General features: G+C 49.4%; 12 protein-coding genes and 2 tRNA genes. 2 read left to right on the plus strand and 12 right to left on the minus strand.

The window, feature by feature from the left end; genetic code table 11:
• Nucleotides 1-167 precede the first annotated feature (167 nt).
• Nucleotides 168-2,846, plus strand: coding sequence for a bifunctional acetate--CoA ligase family protein/GNAT family N-acetyltransferase (locus MGMO_RS08210; RefSeq protein WP_023494587.1), 2,679 nt, complete (start codon nucleotides 168-170; stop codon nucleotides 2,844-2,846).
• Nucleotides 2,847-2,960: 114 nt separating this feature from the next.
• Here the strand turns inward: MGMO_RS08210 and MGMO_RS08215 are convergent, their stop codons facing one another.
• The 9 genes from MGMO_RS08215 to MGMO_RS08255 form a co-directional block, all read right to left on the minus strand.
• A complete protein-coding gene (locus tag MGMO_RS08215) occupies nucleotides 2,961-4,157 on the minus strand; it encodes an MFS transporter (protein WP_023494588.1) in 1,197 nt (398 codons plus the stop codon).
• Nucleotides 4,158-4,301: 144 nt separating this feature from the next.
• A tRNA-Phe gene (locus MGMO_RS08220) sits at nucleotides 4,302-4,377 on the minus strand.
• Between the two features lie 44 nt (nucleotides 4,378-4,421).
• Nucleotides 4,422-4,497: transfer RNA gene (locus tag MGMO_RS08225), tRNA-Phe, on the minus strand.
• Between the two features lie 171 nt (nucleotides 4,498-4,668).
• Nucleotides 4,669-5,307, minus strand: a complete 639-nt coding sequence (locus tag MGMO_RS08230; RefSeq protein ID WP_023494589.1) for a DUF4126 domain-containing protein — start codon at nucleotides 5,305-5,307, stop codon at nucleotides 4,669-4,671.
• A 58-nt stretch (nucleotides 5,308-5,365) separates the two neighbouring features.
• A complete protein-coding gene (locus MGMO_RS08235; protein ID WP_023494590.1) occupies nucleotides 5,366-6,217 on the minus strand; it encodes a PHP domain-containing protein in 852 nt (283 codons plus the stop codon).
• A 127-nt stretch (nucleotides 6,218-6,344) separates the two neighbouring features.
• Nucleotides 6,345-8,294: an exodeoxyribonuclease V subunit alpha gene (recD, locus tag MGMO_RS08240; protein WP_023494591.1), complete on the minus strand. Its 1,950-nt coding sequence runs from the start codon at nucleotides 8,292-8,294 to the stop codon at nucleotides 6,345-6,347.
• Complete coding sequence (gene recB / locus MGMO_RS08245; protein WP_023494592.1) at nucleotides 8,291-11,992, minus strand: exodeoxyribonuclease V subunit beta; 3,702 nt, start codon at nucleotides 11,990-11,992, stop codon at nucleotides 8,291-8,293. The genes recD and recB overlap by 4 nt, the downstream gene beginning before the upstream one ends.
• Nucleotides 11,989-15,489 carry an exodeoxyribonuclease V subunit gamma gene (gene recC / locus MGMO_RS08250; protein ID WP_023494593.1) on the minus strand — a complete coding sequence of 1,167 codons (3,501 nt, stop codon included), beginning with the start codon at nucleotides 15,487-15,489 and terminating at the stop codon, nucleotides 11,989-11,991. Before recC ends, recB begins: the two co-directional genes overlap by 4 nt.
• Nucleotides 15,490-15,586: 97 nt before the next feature.
• The gene (locus tag MGMO_RS08255) at nucleotides 15,587-16,273 is read right to left on the minus strand and encodes a histidinol-phosphatase (RefSeq protein ID WP_023494594.1); all 687 of its coding nucleotides are present in this window, start codon (nucleotides 16,271-16,273) and stop codon (nucleotides 15,587-15,589) included.
• 155 nt (nucleotides 16,274-16,428) lie between these two features.
• Here MGMO_RS08255 and MGMO_RS08260 point away from each other — a divergent pair, with 155 nt between their 5' ends.
• Nucleotides 16,429-16,980, plus strand: coding sequence for an RNA pyrophosphohydrolase (locus tag MGMO_RS08260; RefSeq protein WP_023494595.1), 552 nt, complete (start codon nucleotides 16,429-16,431; stop codon nucleotides 16,978-16,980).
• A gap of 36 nt (nucleotides 16,981-17,016) precedes the next feature.
• Here MGMO_RS08260 and cpdA read toward each other — a convergent pair whose 3' ends face one another.
• The 3 genes from cpdA to MGMO_RS08275 all read right to left on the minus strand — a co-directional run bounded on the left by cpdA (nucleotide 17,017) and on the right by MGMO_RS08275 (nucleotide 20,522).
• Nucleotides 17,017-17,820 (minus strand): 3',5'-cyclic-AMP phosphodiesterase, encoded by an 804-nt coding sequence (gene cpdA / locus MGMO_RS08265; RefSeq protein ID WP_023494596.1) that lies wholly within the window; start codon nucleotides 17,818-17,820, stop codon nucleotides 17,017-17,019.
• Nucleotides 17,817-19,145 carry an amino-acid N-acetyltransferase gene (gene argA / locus MGMO_RS08270; RefSeq protein WP_036307305.1) on the minus strand — a complete coding sequence of 443 codons (1,329 nt, stop codon included), beginning with the start codon at nucleotides 19,143-19,145 and terminating at the stop codon, nucleotides 17,817-17,819. Before argA ends, cpdA begins: the two co-directional genes overlap by 4 nt.
• 324 nt (nucleotides 19,146-19,469) lie before the next feature.
• The gene (locus MGMO_RS08275) at nucleotides 19,470-20,522 is read right to left on the minus strand and encodes a GGDEF domain-containing protein (protein WP_023494598.1); all 1,053 of its coding nucleotides are present in this window, start codon (nucleotides 20,520-20,522) and stop codon (nucleotides 19,470-19,472) included.
• Nucleotides 20,523-20,650: the final 128 nt, after the last annotated feature.

Genomic DNA, 20,650 nt, shown 5'->3' on the forward strand with positions numbered 1-20,650 from the left:
AATTGCCGAAGAAATAGAAGTCATCCTGTTAAATTCAGGAAATATCTCATAGCGACATTGCTTTATCGTAGTGGATTCATAAAATGGGAAGTCTCATGGATGTAGGCTATTAAATAGTTCTCGATAACCCTCTTGTTAAATGTTCACTTCACTAATTCAATCCGTCAATGGGACAACATTACTTAAAATCGTTATTTGCACCTAAGTCCGTTGCCGTATTCGGTGCCAGCGACCGTGTCAATTCTGTCGGTCAAATCGTATTTCAGAACATGCTAGAAAGTGGTTTTCAAGGCACTTTGTTTGCTATCAATCCGAAACGCGCCAATGTCCAAGGATGTCAGGCATATCCTTCCCTCTCGGTAATCAATGAGCCGATAGAGTTGGCAGTGATAGCTACGCCTCCGGGCACTGTGCCAAACATCATCGACGATTGCGGCAAACATAACGTAAAAGCCGCTGTTATCATCACGGCAGGCTTTAGCGAAACCGGGGAGGTGGGTAAAGCCTTGGAAAGGGCGGTATTAGAGAGCGCCAAACGTCATAATATCCGGTTGATCGGCCCCAACTGTTTGGGCGTCCTCCGGCCTGAAATCGGACTCAACGCCACTTTTAACAAAGGCAGTGCCAATACTGGAAACTTGGCATTTGTATCCCAGTCCGGCGCGTTATGCACCGCGATTCTTGATTGGGCGAAAACCAATAATGTCGGATTTTCCAGCGTCGTCTCGATGGGATCGTCGGCGGATGTCGACTTCGGTGAAATTATTGACTACCTGGTTTCGGATGCCTTAACCCAAAGCATCTTGCTTTATATCGAAGGTATCCGAAACGCGCGCAGCTTCATGAGTTCCCTTCGCGCCGCAGCCCGCATAAAACCCGTCATTCTGGTCAAGGTAGGCCGACACGAAGCCGGTTCCAAAGCGGCCATGTCCCACACCGCTGCCATGGCGGGTTCGGATGATGCCTTCGATGCCGCAATAAGACGTGCCGGCGTGGTAAGGGTACAATCAGTCACCCAACTATTTTCTGCGGCTAAGGCGCTCTCTTGCGGTTTTCACCCAATCGGCAATCGCTTGGCTATTGTTACGAATGGCGGCGGCCCTGGCGTTATGGCGACTGACTGTGCAGCCGATTTGGGATTGGTTATGGCGACTTTGTCGCAAGGGACGATAGAAAAACTAAACGAGGTGCTCCCGCCGACATGGTCGCACGGCAATCCTGTCGATATTATCGGCGATGCACAAGCCGACCGTTACCGCCATGCCGTCAAAGCCTGCATGGAAGAACCCAATGTCGATGGCGTATTGACCATTCTAACGCCGCAGGCAATGACCAAACCCTTGGAAGCCGCCAATGCGGTCATTGAGATTTCCAACCAATACAGCAAGCCGTTGTTGGCATGCTGGATGGGCGGGGCTCAAGTCGAGGCATCGCGCGCAGCCTTCAACGAGGCAAGGAAACCCAACTTCCGTACCCCAGAACCGGCGGTAGAGATTTTTTCATTCCTTTCCGCCTACTACCAGAACCAGAAGCTCCTGATGCAAATGCCCGGTCCCCTTTCACATCACCTGGAACCCGATGTGGAAGGTGCGCGCCTAATTATCGAAGGGGCGTTGCAAGAACGGCGCAAGGTATTGAGTGAGATGGAATCGAAGGCGTTATTATCGGCCTTCCATATTCCAGTGGCACAAACGTTGGTTGCCCATTCACCTAACGAAGCCTTGCTGATTGCCCAACAGTTGGGTTATCCGGTGGCAATGAAAGTCAACTCGCCCGACATTACCCATAAAACGGATGCTGGCGGGATCAGGTTGAACTTGGCAAATGCGCAAGCGGTTCGCGGGGCGTATCACGACATTATCGAAAAGGTCAAACGTAACCGGCCGGATGCAACGATAGAAGGCATTTCCATAGAGCCGATGATTGTTAAACCCAATGGCCGTGAACTAATGGTCGGTGTCGCTAAAGACCCCATCTTCGGGCCGATCATTAGCTTCGGTGCGGGTGGGATCGCCGTGGAAATATTGAAAGATCGTTCCGTCACCTTACCCCCCTTGAATACCTTTTTGGTCAAAGACCTTATCCAAGGTACGCGGATTGCCAAAATGCTCGACACTTTCCGACACATGCCGCCAGTGAATCAGGAAGCGCTCGAAAGCGTGCTGTTGCGCGTATCTGAAATGGTGTGCGAACTGCCGATGCTGATGGAAATGGACATCAATCCGCTAATTGTTGATGAACACGGGGCATTGGCCGCTGATGCACGCGTAGTGGTGGATTTCCATTCGCCCCAGTCCGACCGCTATGCCCACATGGCGATCTATCCTTATCCTGCACATTTGGTTATGAACTTGCAGCTAACCGATGGGACCAACGTTGTTGTGCGTCCGATACGTCCTGAAGATGCGGAAATCGAGCAGGATTTCATCCGCAATTTATCTGAAGAACCACGCTATTTCCGTTTTATGAGCAGTGTCCAAGAGCTTAGCCAGTCCACGCTCGCGCGTTTTACCCAGATCGATTACAGTCGGGAAATGGCATTGATAGCGGTCATCGAGGAACAGGGCAAAGAAATTGAACTGGGCGTGACGCGCTACATCATCAATCCAGACGGCGAAAGTTGCGATTTTGCATTGGTGGTTGCTGACGGTATGCGCGGTAAGGGCCTGGGGCGGACGTTAATGATTGCTTTGATGGATATTGCGCGATCCAAAGGGCTGAAAATTATGGAAGGTGTCGTGTTAAATAATAACCACGCCATGTTGAAATTGATGGAGCGCCTGAATTTCACGGTTACAACCCATCCCGAAGATAGCAACCTCAAAATCGTGCGGATGCTATTGTAACCGGTCAACAATTTTATGCGACGGCTGGGGCTGCGGTTAGGCCACCCCTTTGTTGGCTATTAACCAAGTCAAAGGGGGATTTCGCTTAAGAAGTAGGCACATGACTTGTAAAAATCATGGGGCGGCCCTTAGACGGCTCGGTTGTATTCCTAATACGGCTAACGCCAACAAACAAAAAGCAGCTCCCGTGTAAAATGTTGTTTCAGCGCCAAATCGATCCCAGATAAAACCTGCTAATCCACTGGCAATTAACAGTGTTACCCCACTCATAAGATTAAAAAATCCATACGCTGTTCCGCGTAAATCGGCTGGTGCGGTGTCGGCTACCATGGCCGCCAACAGGCCTTGGGTCATGCCCATGTGGATACCCCAAAGTGTAACGCCCGCCAAAACGGCGCTCCAGTGATGGCTGTTAGCGAGAACCAAATCGGCGACAATCAATACGATGAGTCCAAACGCAAGCAGTCCGGTATGTTGTACCCGGTCTGAAAGCTTGCCGAAAGGATAGGCCGAAACGGCATATACCAGGTTCATCGCAACCATTACTAATGGCGATAGTGCAACGGGGATACCGAGCTGTAATCCACGCAGCACTAAAAACGCTTCGCTAAACCGTGCAAGCATAAAAATTGCGCCAATGGCGACTATCCACCAATAAGGTTTATTTAGACGCTGTAGGTTTTCCCGCAGGATCGGATTAGTCCTTGTTTCGGATTGAGACGGCTCCGGCTCCTGAATCCCGAAAACAAGGAGTGTGACAGCAAGCATTCCTGGAACCACGGCTACCCAGAAGACGGCCCTAAAATCGTTAGCCCAAAGCAGCATTAAGCCGACTGCCAGTAATGGCCCGAAGAAAGCACCCACGGTGTCCAACGACTGACGCAGACCAAACGCTGCGCCCCGTAAATGTGGCGGCGCAATATCGGCGACCAGTGCATCGCGCGGTGCGCCGCGTACGCCTTTTCCTATTCGATCGAGCAAACGGGCGGTCAGCACGAACCCTGAGCTGTATGCCATGGCAAACAGTGGCTTGGAGAAAGCCCCCATAGCGTAACCAAACACAGCAAGCCCTTTGCGTTTGCCGATATAGTCACTCAAAATACCCGAGAATACTTTTACGGTCAATGCGGTGGATTCTGCCAGCCCTTCAATAAGGCCAACGACAAAGACACTGCTACCCAGAGTTGTAACCATAAACAGGGGAAGCAGGCTGTGAATCATTTCAGATGAAATGTCCATTAACATGCTCACGAAGCCAAGGACCCAAATGCCTTTTGGAATTTGACGGAGGGTGTTGCTGTATGATGACATTATGGTTAAAGCTGATAGTGACGCTGCAATATGGGGATTTGTGGGAAAAATAAGATACCGTTGACTGACTTAGTTTTTGTCTTAAGAAATACCCTAAGTTTATCGGGCTAATAAAAGAAAACTAACAAATGCCAAGTATGGCATTGGTGCCCAGGGGCGGAATCGAACCGTCGACACGAGGATTTTCAGTCCTCTGCTCTACCGACTGAGCTACCTGGGCATATCTGGTGGATGTGGCGGTTGGGGAGAAATCAACTTTGTGGATGGTGCCCAGGGGCGGAATCGAACCGTCGACACGAGGATTTTCAGTCCTCTGCTCTACCGACTGAGCTACCTGGGCGGACACACAAAAGAGCGACATTAGACGCGATTATGTCGTTGTAGTCAATAGCAAAAAAGAGCGGCATTTGAATAAATCCTGCGACAGGCTTGGGGATGACAGTAACGTATTGATTCCGTTCGTAGTGAGCCAGTTGAGCCATGAATGGAATTAAGCTATACAAGGTTTGTTTCAATGCGGCAAATTAAGGTCGGCAGGCATGTCCCTTTTTTTGAACCAGCCAAGGATAAAGCGAAAAACTTTTTTTACGCCCACCCAGATTTTGGGCAATAACCAGATCATCAACATGATAAACAAGGCTAGGGCAATCAGGAAGGCGACGGGATGGTTGATGCTCGCCCAAACGCCAGTGACCACGGCAACATCTTCCCCGATGGACGCAACCCAGTTGCTGAACGGTTCCGGCGAGGTATTGATCAACACTCGCGTACCGGCTTTGGTCGCATGAGTCCCCGCCGCTAGGCTGCCGCCCAATAAGGCAGCCGCGATTTCGACGGCAGGGTTCAGGTCGCCCACCGCACCGGCCGCCAGCATGGCGCCAGCCGGAATGCGGATGAAGGTATGTATCGCATCCCAGCCGGAATCTGCGCCGGGCGTTTTATCGACGAAGAATTCAATAAAATACATAATGCCGGCTGCACCCATGACCAAAGGATTTGCCACAACCTGCAAATCCGGCGGCAAGTCGATATTGCCGCTATTGGCAAGGAAGCCCAAGGTCAGTAAAGTGGCGTACAGGTTGATGCCGCTTGCCCAGGCCAAGCCCATCGTTACAGCCAAAGTGGCTGTTATTTGATCGAGTGCTTCCATTATAAAGTCCTCAAAGTTACTATTTATGCTAGCCTAACATATTGATTATGAACGGCGGCTAAATAACCGGGCCTACTTGGCTGAATAATTCCCACACGGGTTTGATGTTGGTAGGCAATGGGGCAAGCCTGCCTAACTCCACCCATTGGTTGCCAGGGCTGTGGAAATCCGACCCTACCGAACCTGCCAATCCGAAAATATTGGCGTAACTCGCCGCCAACTTGATTTCATCGGCATTGCACCTGCCCGTCACCACTTCTATACCTTGTCCACCTGCCTTTATGAATGCGGCCAGCAAGCGGTTCATCCACTTAGTCGGTAATTTGTAACGTAGTGGATGCGCCAATACCGCAATACCGCCCGCTTGGGTAATCCAGTTTATTGCCAAATCCAACTCCGCCCAGACGGTCGCCACATATGCAAGCTTGCCCTTGGCGAGATAGCGGTCGAAAGCTTCCAGTTGGCTGGACACGTGGTTTTGCGACACCAGGAAATCGGCGAAATGCGTACGGGTAATCATGCCGTCCCCTGCGGCCTTGATGACGGCTTCCAGGGCGCCAGGGATACGTTTTTTGTCCAGTTTGTCGGCAATTTTCTCGGCTCGTTCCAAACGTACGGTTTGTAGGTGGCGGGTGGCATTTAACAATGGGGGATAATACGGATCAATGTCCAGGCCTACGATATGGAATGTTTTCTCCTGCCAGCTTGCAGACAGTTCAATTCCTGAAATTAACTGAATCTCCGCGGCCTTTGCTGCCGCTTGTGCTTCTTCATAACCGGCCGTCGTGTCATGGTCGGTCAAGGACAACGCCGTTACGCCTTGTCCTTGGGCCCGCCTCACCAGTTCCGTTGGGGACAATGTCCCATCCGAAACGGTTGAGTGACAATGTAGGTCGTATTTTTCGGGCATAAGCCGTGATTTGGGTAGCAGAAATTAAAATTATACCACTTATGGTGATTACTTTTTGGGCGAAACAGGATAGGGTATTTGTCTCCTTAACTTAACAGCTTTGGCAACCTGTCCCGTCCGGCAAAGTTTATTTGCACGTTGCCAAAACGGCTTCGTTGAAAACATCAGGGCGACTTTCCAGCAAGGTGAACGTATCTTTTGCCCGGGTGATACCGGTATATATCAGTTCCCGTGTCAGCACAGGGCTTCTTGATTCGGGCAGGATCAGTGCTACATGGCTGAATTCTGAGCCTTGGGCCTTATGGACGGTCATGGCGAACGTGGTTTCCACGTTGGGTAAGCGCATCGGAGAAATCCAGAGAATCTTTTTCTCGTCATCAGAAACATCGCTGGGGAAGGCTACCCGTAGTTTGCCGGAGTTGTCGTAAAGCGCGATACCGATGTCGCCGTTCATCAATCCTAGATTGTAATCATTGCGGGTTATCATGACCGGGCGGCCTTCGTACCAAAGGGCAGGTTTTTGATGGGCAAATAACCATTCTTCTATGCGTTGGTTCAGGTTTTCGATACCCCATAGGCCTAAGCGCAGGGGAGAAAGCACCCTGAATGCATCAAATGCTTCCAACACTTGCTGTGCCCATTGGTTGAATCGGGTGCTATGGGTCGGGCGTTGTTTGATGACATCAAGATAATAGCCATAGCCTTGACGCTTGAAAGATTCAGTGTCGCGTAACCCGCTGGTTTTTGCCGTCACCAATTGCTTTAGGTTTTTATCGGCGGGATTGTTGRCTTTTATGCGGTTGATACCTTGATAGTTGGCGGGGTTATTTAAGATGGCTTGAGCCAAGCCTACATCCCCGGCATTGACCGCTTTGGCTAACTGCCCGATACCGCCATGTTCCCCAAATCGATGGCTATAGCGAAGCATAACGGTTTGCTGGTTAATGGCAGAGCCAACTTGGGTTGTTTTACCAAGCTCTTCGCCACTGTTTAGCGTGATCCATTCCCTTGTCCGTTCATCGTAGCCCACGTTTTCGGCGTCGTGGCATAAATCCCCCATGACCGAGCCCGCTTCGACTGACGCCAATTGGTCCTTATCGCCAAGCAGGATGAGTTGGGCTGGTTCCGGCAGGGCATCCATGAGTGCAGCCATGATCTCCAAATCAACCATGGACGCTTCGTCAACGATAACGATGTCCGCCACTAAGGGATTGTTGCGATGATGGGCGTAAAGCCTTGAATCCCGACGGCTGCCCAATAAGCGGTGCAAGGTACTCGCTTTTTTGGGGAGACACTGTTTTACGTCGTCGGCGATATCCAGGTTTTTTAAGGCGTAGCCTATCGATTCACTAACCCTGGCCGCCGCCTTGCCAGTGGGTGCGGCCAACAGGATGTTAAGTTTTCGGCTGTTATTGGATTCAATGCTGGATTGCATAATCAACAAAGCCAAAAGCTTGGTCAGCGTGGTCGTTTTTCCCGTGCCGGGGCCGCCGGTAATAATGGTAAATCGGGCACGTAAGGCCAATACGCAGGCAATTTTTTGCCAATCCGGTTGTTCGGGGGGGGCGGAAGAAAACAATAGGTCGACCTGCTTACGCAGGGTCTCAGGGAGCTTGTCCCTGATCGGCTGTAATCGCCGTTGGATGGACTTATTCAGGATTTGCTGATACTGCCAATAGCGCCTTAGGTATAAGCGGTTGCCCTCTAAAACCAGCGGTGTATTGCCCTCTCCAAAACCGATTAATGACGAATGGTGCAAGGCTTTTTTCCAGTGTTCCAACTTGTTAGTCCCTAACCAAGCCAATTCGGTCAGCGATTCTTGCGTTCCAGGCTGCCAGATACCGTCGCCAGTAATGGCCAGCGTTACACTAGGGTGTCGGCAAAGCTTTTCAATATCCAGATACACTTCACCTAGCCCTAATTGATGGCTGACCAGGGCTCCCGCCCAAAGCAGCAAGTGGTTCGCATCGGGTTCTTGATCCAGGAGAAAACGCACAAAAGCCCTATCCAAGTGGCTTAACCACCCCAACTTGACCCATTTGTCTATCCTTTCAAGCGTTGCATCTCCCTTTGTCATGAAAAATTTCCGTTGACTGATGGGTTCTTGGGCAATGAGCCGCAAAACAGCTTATCCAAGCCATCAATTAATGACTCAGGCGGCTTGTCGAAGATACGCCCACAAGAAGGGGAAGTTGAACCGCGCAAAAACAGGTAGAGGGCGCCGCCGATATGGGTATCGTAACCATAATCCGTTCCCAGCCTTGCTTTCAGTAAACGGTGCAGTGCTAAGAGATATAACGCATATTGCAGGTCGTAGCGCTTTTCCAATAGGGTGGCTTCCAGGGCCTCTTGGGTGTAGGCGGCATCATTGTCGCCCAGGCTATTGAACTTGTAATCTGCGACGTAGTATTTTTGGTTATGGACAAACACCAGGTCCATAAAACCCTTCAACAAACCATTCACCTGAGCCTGCAACAAGCGAGGACGGGGTTTGCCTGCGGCTATGTGTTGGGTGACCAAATTATCTAAAGTGTAGGTGTCGGCATTATCCGCCCCAAGCAGGAATTCCAGTTCGGCTTGATAATGGTCAGTGGCGAGATCGCATAAACGGACATCGTCGCCTTCTAATAAGGGCATTGCCAGCCATTCCATTAATGCGACGGAAATAATGTTACGTTGGCCGTCCCAATCGCTATGGCTAAAGACATTGCCAATCAGTTGTTCGCGCACCTCCGGTGCGGACCATACGGTTTGAAAACCTACACGGCCACATTGTTCCAATAGTTCATGGATTAATATGCCTGGGCCTGCCCCCCTTGGCAAACTATGGATACCTGACAAGGTTTTTGGTAAAGGGCTAAGATGGCTATCTGCTTCATCATTGTGTTTATCGTCGTGCGCGGTTTCAGGTTCATTGGGCAAATAGAAATCATCATACTGGGTCAGGGTTTTTTCAGTCTGCAATGCACTGTAACTGGCTATCCACCAATGATCGGTAATCTTTGCGGCTGAAAGTCGCGGTGAATTGCGCTGTTCTTGCCGTTCGGACGGGAGATAAGGATCCCGGCTGATTTGGGGTAGTGCCGTAATGGCGATAGCGTCACAGTTCCCCTTAAGTTCAGCTAGTTGGCCTGCTAAGGCATTAGCGGCCATTCCGGATTGCCAGCCTAGCAGGTAACCCATGCCGCTCTTTTCCAATTGGCAAATTCTCGTGTTGCCGCTTTTGATCGGGGCAATACCCAACCAACAGGCATATTGCGCCCGCGTCATGGCGACATAGACAAGGCGTATGTCTTCTTGCAACCGTTCCTTATCGCTGAGTGCCTTGGTTTCATCGCCCTTGTCAAAATCGATGCATAAATTTTGATCGGCATCGTGGTATCGGTAATAAGGGGAGCGGCTATTGGCTTCCCTAAAACTGCAGATAAAGGGCAGGAACACCAGGGGGTATTCAAGGCCCTTTGATTTATGGATGGTGATGACCTTAATCAGGTTGGCATCACTTTCAAGGCGGATGACATTTTCTTCGTTGGCCTGGTCGGTGGCCGCTATCTCCTCAGCCAAATGGCGTATCAAGGCTTGTTTGCCCTCAAATTGGCTGCTGGCCTGTTGTAGCAATTCAGCCAGATGTAAAAGATTGGTCAGGCAGCGCTCGCCTTCATTACCGTCAGTTAATCGTGCATGTAACCCGTAATCATCCATAAGTTGCCGTAAAGTCGGCAATATTCCGTCTTGCTGCCAACGGGTTTGGTATTGGATGAATCGCTCCAGTTGTTGTTCCCAACTCAGCTCGTCTTGGGTGAGTTGTTGCAGTGTCCGGTAATGCCAACCGATAGTGGCGGTGCTCAAGGCCGCCCGTACCTTGCGTTCGTTGCGCGGCTCGGCCATGGCCTTTAGCCAAAGCAACAGGTCGGCGGCTTCAAGGCTGGCATAGATGGAATCGCGCTCGCTTAGGTAAACGCTGCGTAACTGTCGGCTTGCCAAGGCAGAACGCATGATCTTGGCTTCAGTGCCGCTGCGTACCAGGATGGCAATATCTGAAGGTTGGAGAGGTTTAACTTCCCCAGATTGCGCCTTAAACCCGGTTTCCGCGCTTGCCCTATTCAGCAACCGCACGATTTCGCTGGCCGTGGTTTCAGCCATCGTTTCCCGATAGTCCGGCATACCAATGGGATCGGTCGTTTCCCAGTGCCAAACGGTTAAGGCTGGCGCTGTCTGGCTGTTGACAATCCATTCATCATCGCGGCCTTTTGCATTGACTGCTATGAATGGTAAGGGATTGCCATTACCGATTTTGAAACGGAACGCCCCTTCGTCTTGCCGGTCTGCTCGCAGAAAAACCTGGTTGATGGCATTCACAAGGGCTGTCGTGGAGCGGTAATTGGTTCCCAGTGTGTAATGCCGTCCTACCGTGGCTTGATGGGCTTTGAGATAGGTGAAGATATCGGCGCCGCGGAACGAGTAGATGGCCTGTTTAGGGTCGCCAATCATAAAGCAACCCAAGTCGGCAGCGCCGCGACTAGGGTATAGCGTGGAAATAATCCGGTATTGGATGGGATCGGTGTCCTGGAATTCGTCAAACAAGGCATAAGGATATTGCTGCCGGATCACGTCGGCCAGCCGCAAGCCATTGTCACCTTGCAAAGCCTTGTCGAGGCGGGTCAACATATCGTCGTATGTCATTTGCGCCAAGCGTTGTTTTACTTGGTCGTAGCGCTTCCTGATCCAATGGATGGCATGCTTAATTATCTCGACCCTTAAACTAGGCAGTTTTGCGAGTTGTTGAGGCAATTGGTTAATTGCTTCAAATCCGGGATGTTTTGGTGGGTTATGACCTTCTTTTGCTAGGCTTTCCATACCAAATGGGGTTAAATTTTCAAAGCCTTTCCCAATATCAAGTGTCTCCTGGAGAGGATCTGAACTCCACTGTTTTATTTTGTCAATCCAATTTTTACGATTAGCAACATTATAGTTTTTTGCGGGCAATACTTTATTGCTTACGGCAGTCTCTACTAAAGCCGCAATCTCATCTGCCCATTGATCCCACGGGCGTTTGAGCTTATCGAGCTTATCTCGTTTGAATTTATTGGTTGCGGCTATTAGTAATTTGAGGCTTTGATTTGGAATCAAACAATTACCAATCTGATCTGAATTTCTTAATTGCGTTTGGATTTCCTTTAGCAAAGCACTTGGCTGATTGAAAAATAGATAAATACTCTGAAAGTCCGGGTCATCATTTGACATTTGATATAAAAAAGTCCGCCAATAATCCCGCACGACTTCATTCAATAACTCCAAGTCGTCGTTATTCACTTCCTGGCGAAACAGGCTGCCGCTGTCAAAGGCGTGTTGCTGCAACAGGCGGTTGCACCAGCCGTGGATGGTATAGATAGCGGCTTCGTCCATCCAGTTGGCGGCCAGCTTTAAGCGATGGGCGCAAATAGGCCATTCGCTGGGCAAATAACTGGCGCGTAGCTGTTCCAAGAACTCATCGCCGACTTCAGGCAGTTGGCTAAAATACCGCGCTGCTTGGCTTAAGCGGCTACGGATACGTTCACGTAATTCCTTGGTGGCGGCTTCGGTGAACGTCACGACCAAGATGTCTGGTGGGAATAATTCCCGCCCTTGTAACGCGTTATCACTATCATGCCCAAGGATCAGCCGCACATACAACGCAGCGATAGTAAAAGTTTTTCCTGTGCCCGCGCTGGCTTCAATCAACCGTGTGCCGGACAAGGGGAAAGTCAGGGGATTTAGGGGGTTAATGGCCGTCATGGCTGTGCTTCCTGCACAGTTTGGTGTAGCTTGGCGTGGTCAAATAGGGGGCGATAAAGGGTATCTGCCCAAAATTTAAAACCGTGTTCGCTATCAGGCGGGCTTAAGCTGGCAAAGTTAGGGAAAAATCGTGCCAGGTAGGCATCGTAATGGACTTCTCCCTTGCTCCAGTCATTGCCTTCGTATTTGGATATAGCGACAGCGTCGGCTTGCTCAGGTTTTGCGTCTAACCAAGCAAATTCCGTCTTGCAAGCAATCGGCAAGGGGGCTTGCAAACCTTGGTGCCAAGCATAGCCCAGCGTTTTAAGGAGGTCATCGGCAGCTTCTTTCGGTATAGGTGCGATTTCAAGTACGCTATCAGCGCTTATTACCAAGGATTGTAGGCTCATGCCAACAGCACAGCCGAGAAGATGTTGCACCCAGTGCAACAACAGCTTATGGAAATCAATTTTGCTATCTTTGGCAATAAGCGACTGTGCAGTTAAATGGATCAAGCCTTTGCTTTTGCCATCTTCTTTTTGCCGAAGCTGGCTTAGGTTGCCGGTTAATAGGATAGTGATGCCATTATCTAACTCAAATTTTACTTCACAAGATTGCGGCAATAGCATTGTAGGCCAATCATCCAGGTACGCTTGATATTGCTGAAATGCCTGGGTGACAGGGTATTTGATACTGTCGAATGCCGCTAGGGCAAACGGCCCCAAGGGAAGTTTACCTTTAGCGGCGAGCGTAGTGCATTCGTGGTCAAAAAAATCGTTCAGGTTGTTTGGGTTTGAGTTCTTAACGGCATTTAGCAGGTCATTGCTTAGCCCATAACTATCCAGAGCGTTAAATCCGAACGGTTCATTGTCTTCGCTGGTGACCCTTTCGTCATCAAAACCAAACTTGAGGGTTTGGTTGCAGAATGCCTTGACGGGCGATCTCAGGAAGTATGCCAGTGACTCTACCGTTAACGTGAGGTTTTTTTCATCGTTTGTTATGGTTGTTGGTTTAGATGGGTTGAGGGGCGTTGATTCTTCGAACCATTCCCTGGCATATGTAAATAAGCGAGGATCACGAAGACGGGTGACATATTGTTTGCTAAATGCTTGCAGCGGGTGTTTAACCGTCAGCATTGACAGCAGGGAAGGGGAGTTATCCGATAGCTGCCAGCCCTGTTCCAAAGTATCCCGCAGTTGGCTGACAAGTACCGATGGCGGCAGCTCGCTGTTGTCGCGGATATTGCGGCCTACCCAGCTGATATAAAGTTGTTCGCGTGCTGACAGCAGTGCTTCCAGGAACAAATATTGGTCGTCTTGCCTACGTGACCGGTCGCCGGGACGATATTGTCCCCTCTGGCTCATCAGGTCAAAACTCTGGGGTTGATGGCTGCGCGGATAATCGCCGTCATTCATCCCCAGAAGGCAGATGATGCGAAAGGGAATGGCTCGCATGGGCATTAATGTGCAGAAGTTGATGCGGCCGCTGAGAAAGCGTTGGTGGAGTGTAGGTTCATCTACGCCAGCTAACCAGGCTTCGCGAACTACACTCAATGGCAGCGTATCGCCCGATGTCAGGCCGGCTTGTTCACAGTTGTGTCCCCAAGTTGTCAAGGAACGCGTAAGCGTTTCCAATATTTTTCGCTCGGGTTCATTATCTGATGCAAAAAAATCGTCCATCAAGGCCAGCAGGGTTTGTTGCCATTCGGTAAAATTTTTATCCGGTTTTAACTGGATAGCGTATTTTTCAAGGGTTTCCAGGAGGAAGGACACGTTGCCTAGCCAGTTTGCCTCCAATCCGCCAATCTCCTCAAAAGGCTCAATACCGTTAAAAGCCGTACCTGCGCCTACCGCATAGCCCAGCAGCATCCGTTTTAAACCAAAATGCCACGTATTGGCTTCCAAATGATCGGGTATGCCGTCCACTGTTTGCGCCCGTTGCCACGCATTCAAGCCCCAACGGATACCGGACTCTTCTATCCATTGATGTAATGTTGGGATAGCGGCTTCTTCAATGCCAAAACGCTGTCTGAGGGCCGGGACTTCAAGCAAGCCAAGGAATTCGCTGACGGTAAAACGGGATTCGGGCAGGTTGGCCAATGTTTCGACCGCGACCAACAAGGGGTTTTGACCGCGTTGCTGTTGGTCAGCTAAACTGTATGGTATATAGCGAGGATCTTCGGGTTTGATTTGCCCGAACACGGCGCGGATGTGCGGTGCGTATTTGTTGATGTCCGGCACCATCACCACTATATCACGGGGATGCAAGCGGTTTCCGTTGTGCTCGGCGGCATTAAAACGGTCTAACAACTGGTCGTGCAGGATTTCGACTTCACGCTGCGGGCTGTGGGCAATATGAAACGCCAGCGAATTATCGATGGCCGATAAGGTGACGGGATCGCAGGGTAATGGTTCCAAATCCAGTATCGTTTGCTGGAGTTGTTGCAGTAAATTACGGGTGCCGGATTCCCCGTAGTCCTTGAACAAGTCAATTTTGTTGTCCGGCCAATGCCAGTTTGCGTAGCGTTGGGTTTCATCAAAATGGTCCAATAAACGGATATAATCCCGACCTTGTTTGCCCCACGCAGCAAGTAAGGGTTGGGTCTTGAGATGTAACTCTTCGGGGGGCATTGCGGCTGTCATTCCGGATTTGTAGTGTTGTCGCCGCCGATTGGCTTTTAGTAGCTCTTTGTCCTCAATAATATCCGCCCAGTAATATTGACAGGGGTTATGGACAAACAGCACAATCTGGCAAAATTTGCCCAATTTGGCTAATACTTCAAGCGATTGCTGGGGTAAGGAAGATAGGCCGAATACGATTATCCTTCGTGGAATGCCCGCAGGGCGCTGAGCTAAGCCATCAATTCGGTTCATGAATAAGGTATGGACCGATGCGCGGCTCGCATATTCCGTATCGATCTCGCCCAAGTCGGCTTGGATCGCCCGCCACAATAGGGGCTGCCAATGCTGTAGTTCGGGCATGGGCAGCATTTCGCCCTGTGCGTTCCTTAATTTGTCGTGGCCGTTCCCCCAATCATTGATCCAGTCCGAACGGTAAACTTGATACTGGTCAAAAAGATCGGCAAGCTGTTCGGCAAGCTGGAAACGTTTGCGGCAGTTGGTGTCATCGGTCAAAAATCTTGCCAATGCTACAAAATCCGGCTGGGAGACTAATGTCGGCAACAAGCGGTACAAGCGCCAAGTGAGCGGGGATTTTGCAAGCGGCTGTTCTGTGGTCAGTTGTTGGCCCAATACAGCCCGATAAGCATTCCAGATAAACAATGCGGGTAGTTGTATCTTAATCGCCGCCGCGATGCCTAACGCACTATTTTGTGCTAGGCCTTGCTTCAGCCACTGCCCCATGCCATTGCTTTGTACCAGGAAGATTTCGTTTTCCAAGGGGGCTAGCGGGTGTCGCCTTAGCCAATATTCCACCACGTCACGCAGTTCTTCCAATTGGTTGGAATGAATGACGGCAATCCCACAGTCTAGCGAAGAAGGCTGGCTGGCTTTGGTCATCGGTATTTTCTTGTGATGGTTGGATTCCTTGTCAATTACTGGCCTATTTTATGCGCGTTGATCATGGGCAAGCGCGTCCTACCAGTGGGAAAGCCGTCTATTTCTGAAAATGATGGCGTGGGCAAACTCCTGACCTTAGGCTGATAATCGGCCATTCCATCTTTTTTGCACAAGCGTTAAGTTTGTCGTCTGGATCGACGGCGACGGGGTTATCCACCCTTTTCAGCAAAGGCAGGTCATTATGGGAATCGCTGTAGAACCAGCTATTTGTCAGCGTTTCGGTAGACTGCCCTAGCCATTCTTCCAGCAGCTTGACCTTGCCCTCTTGAAAACAGGGGATGCCGATAAACGTACCCGTATATTGGCCGTCCACCTTGCCGGGCGTAGTCGCAAGTAACAATTCTATGCCGTAGAGCTTGACAATAGGTTCGGTGACGAAGCGATTGGTGGCGGTAATGACCATCAGTGTGTCACCGCGTTCTCGGTGCTTGTCGACCAATTGTAGGGCGGGTTTCAACACGAGCGGCTTAATAATGGTCTCAATAAATTGATTCCGCCATCGATACAGGTCGTCGGGATGGTTATCGGCTAACGGTTTCAGCGAAAAGTGCAGGAATTCGGTAATGTTTAAAGTTCCATGTTTGTAATCACTGTAAAACTTGGTATTGGCCGTCTCGTAATAGGCCTTGTCGACAATGCCCTGGTCAACCAGAAATTGGCCCCAGAGGTAGTCGCTGTCACCGGCAATCAAGGTGTTGTCCAAATCAAAAATCGCTAAGCTCACTCTTTTCCTGCCATGAAAAATTAAAGGGATTTGCCATCTAGCATCCGGGCTATATTTATGGAACAATGTAAGCAATTACATTGTTCCATCCTAACCTTGATTTTATCACAGGCTGATTACGGAGTTAGGATAGGTAAAAGATAAAGGTTGTTGACATGATCGACTCAAAAGGATATCGGCCCAATGTCGGTATAATCCTTTGCAATGACGAGGGTCGCGTGTTCTGGGCAAAACGGATGGGCGTGGACTTGTGGCAATTTCCGCAAGGCGGCATCAATCAAGACGAAGACCCTGAGACGGCGATGTATCGTGAATTGTGGGAGGAAACGGGGTTGGAAGAAGGGCACGTCCAGATTTTAGGGCGTACTCGTTATTGGCTGAAATATCAGCTGCCTGACCGTTATATCCGTAAAAACTCCACCCCTTTGTGCATCGGGCAAAAGCAGATTTGGTACATGCTTCGGCTTATTTCGCATGAATCCAATGTGCGCTTTGATCATTGCCCCAAACCTGAATTTGACGGTTGGCGTTGGGTGGATTATTGGGAGCCGCTCAAGGACGTGGTGTATTTCAAGCGTAAGGTGTACCAGCGGGCGATGACCGAGTTGGGCGTCATTTTGACGACGGACTCCGTTCCCGTGGATGCCAGTGGTTATTTGGCTAAGTGCAACGGTATAAGCAAGCAAAAAATTAACGGAGCCCCTTAAAATCCCCTCGCTCCAATCTACCCCGATATTTAGGGATCAATAACCGTGAGTGTCTGTTTGTAAGCCGACCAATGGTTCGGGGATGTGCACAACATTGGTGTGTATACGGCCATCATCATAGAGATTAATCCAACGGTAACCGGGGGATTTGTCGTCCAAACTGAACTGTTTACTGTGGGGCTTGAATTGAAAACAGGTAGAAGGTGTTGTCAGGACGCGGACGGAATCAAACTGGATATCCATCTCCTGATGGATATGGCCGTTAACAATGGCTTTTACATTCGGAAACGGCTTGATAAGGTCGAATAAGTCTTGGGCATTTCCAATCATCATGCTGTCCATCCAAACGGTTCGGCTGGGTACGCAATGGTGGTGGATGGCTATCAAGGTGAAAAGATCGGGGTGTTGCTTGAGGCATTGCTCAAGAAAAGAAAGCTCAGCCTGCGCCAGATAGCCATTGGGCGAATCCAGTATTTGGCTGTTTAGGGCAATGATTTGCCAGTTGCCCCAAAAAACCTGCTTACGGCAATTGATGCGCTCTGTATTCAAAATTTCTTGCATCATGCCGAAATCATCATGGTTGCCGGGTAGGCATACGCTGGGAATATCGTAATCTTCAAGTTTATCCAATAGGTGACGGTAGCTTGCGGGACAAGGGTCTTGCGCCAAATCGCCAGTTAGCAGGCACAGGTCAAAGCGCATTGCCGAATTAAACGCATGTTCCAGGACTGAGTTGAAATAGTAGGCGGTGTCGATGCCCAGTAGTGTGGCTTCTGGCGTACCTAGGATATGCGAGTCAGTAAGCTGTAATATTGAAACGTAAGGGATGGGATCTGTCATGTTTTGGGGTTATCGATGGATTTACTTAGAACCTTGGAATTTCTCTCCGGGTTGTAGAGTGCCTTGAGCGTTTCGGGTAGGCTGTCTATTGTCGAAGGCTGAAAGCCGCGCTCGATAAACCAATGCGCCGTTTGCGTCGATAACAAGAACAGTTTATTGAGTTTTAACATCTTGGCTTTTTCGCAGGCATGCTCGAACATGCGTTGCCCGCGCGCCGATCCCTGATAATCAGGATGCACAGCAAGGCAGGCAATTGCCCCAAACTGCCCTTGTTCATCAGGATGCAAGGCCATACAGCCGATAATCATACCGTCTATGTCCAGGACGATGTAATCTGAAATTTCCATTTCGATTTTTTCCCGTGAGCGTTTTGCCAGTTTGCCTTGCTGCTCGAGAGGCTTTATGAGCTCAAGAATACCGCCGATGTCGTCCAATGTTGCAGGCCGCAATGCTTCAAACGGCGTTGAACTTATCAATGTGCCCATGCCATCATGGCTGAACAATTCCAGCAATAATGCGCCATCGACAGTCCTGTCAATTAAGTGGGCTCGTTTAACTCCAGATTGGCAACTCTGCATGGCTGCTTTAAGCGATAGGGCCATGGTGTTCGGTATGCCTGGGTGCTTTTCCAAATAGAGCTGGGTTTCGTCAGTCGTCATCTGGCGGATCGGCTGGTTATTGTCAGGGTTTGGGATGCTTTGTTCCGTCAACAGGATCAATTTTTCCGCATTAAGTGCAATCGCCACTGAGGTTGCTACCTGTTCAGCAGACAGGTTGAAGACTTCACCCGTGGGCGAGTAGCCGATGGGTGAAATCAACACGACATTTTTCTGTTCCAGTTGAAGCTGGATGGCTTTATTGTCAATACGGCGCACCTCGCCAGTATGGCAATAATCCACGCCATCAATAACACCCAAGGGTTTGGCGGTGACAAAATTTCCTGAGGCGACTTTCAACCCACTACCCGCCATCGGCGAATTCGCCAAGCCCATAGACAATAAGGCTTCGATTTCCACGCGCACGATCCCCGCCGCTTCTTTTACGCATTGCAATGCAATATCGTCAGTAATGCGCAGGTTATGATGGAAGCGGGCAGGGATGTTAAGGCGAGCGAGGCGCAGGTCTATCTGTGGGCGAATGCCGTGGACTAAGACTAGTTTTATTCCTAAGCTGCTCAATAACGCAAAATCGTGGACGTGGTGGTCGAAATCTTGGGCCAATACCGCCTCGCCGCCAAACGAGATGACGAAGGTTTTATTGCGATGGGCGTGTATATAAGGCGATGAATTGCGAAACCAGCTTACAAAAGCGTTTTGTAGTTCCATATTCTGTTGGGTGATTTGGAATAAGCGTGAATCAAAAATTCGATGGGCGGTCATGATAAATTACCCGCAATTATAGCGGCCTTTTCGCTGCTTGTTTGTGAATATGTACGGCGGGACAGGGTAATAGTAACTTGACATTGAAATTTTTAGGGGCAATAGTAAACCAGCATTTCTAGCTGACGGACTTAAGGTTGGGTCGAGAAAGGTAAAATAATGTGTTTGTTGTTTGCCGATTTATGGTTTGGATGTAAGTGCAGTGATGTAGGGGAATAGCATTCGGAAGCTGATGGTAAGCTTCCCCCCAGGTTTACTGCTTATAGAAAGCTATTGCAAAAGTGCGTTTTCAGTGACGACTTTATTGCGGCCCGTTTCTTTGGCGCGATATAAGGCCTTGTCGGCACGGGTTAAAAGGTGGGTAATTTCATCCTCTGCCTGAAAGGATGCGATGCCTGCCGAGACAGTGACCTTGCCGATGGTTTCAGTGTTGCGTTTATAGGTTAATCGGCTCACGTCTAGAACCAACCTGATTTGCTCTATAAAATCAAACGCTTCGGTCAAAGTCGTGTCGGGCATAATAATGGCGAGTTCTTCGCCGCCAAAGCGAGCCACTTGGTGATGCGGTGCGGCATGTCTTTTCAGTATTGCGGCAATATGCTTGATCACCTTATCCCCAACCAAATGTCCAAAACCGTCGTTGATCCGTTTAAAATTGTCAATATCTAATATGGCCAGGCAGGCCTGATTGGGAATGGCGGTATGAATAAGTTCTTCCAATGCCTTATCGAATGCCCAGCGGTTTAGCAGTCCTGTCAATTTATCCGTGTTTGCGGTTTCCCGGACGACAGACAGCTCTTTTCGCAGTTCTTCCATTTCTTTCTGGGTTTCATCCAATTGGCTTTTTAAATCTTTACTGGCTTCGGCCAATTGTGTCGTTTGCAATATTATTTCGATGAGGACAGATTTAATATTGCTCCCATCATCGTTGGTTTCCAGCACTTTTAATGTATGGTTAAAATTATCGCCAATTACCGATGCTTTTTCGCTTGCCGTATTAATCGACACTGAAGTTTGATTGATGAGTTTTAGCAAATTATTGTTGATTTTCTCAAATTCATCGATCGAGGCATTGCAGATATATTTTTTGTAAAGGTTTAATGTGACGTCTGTATCGAACGGTTTTTGATCCTCAATTAGGCTGTCGATTGCATTAGTCAGCTCGCCATTAATACCTGCCACATAATGGTACCAAACCGCATAATTCATGGGGTCGACGGGGACGTTGTGCTTCAACATCAAGGGCAACATTTGGCGTATGTAAGCACTGTTTCGCTCAGGCGAGACATTATAAGTCGGTAGAATGGATTTCTTTTCAGTCACAGTCAATTCAAATATTTATTAGGCTTATGGACTTGATGTCATTGTCTTCAGCAAAAGCATAGTCAAGAATGTAATTTTATGCCTACTTTTTATCAAAACTTAAGCAAATCAAGTTTACACAACTGTAT

Source organism: Methyloglobulus morosus KoM1, from assembly GCF_000496735.2.
Classification (GTDB): Bacteria; Pseudomonadota; Gammaproteobacteria; order Methylococcales; family Methylomonadaceae; genus Methyloglobulus; species Methyloglobulus morosus.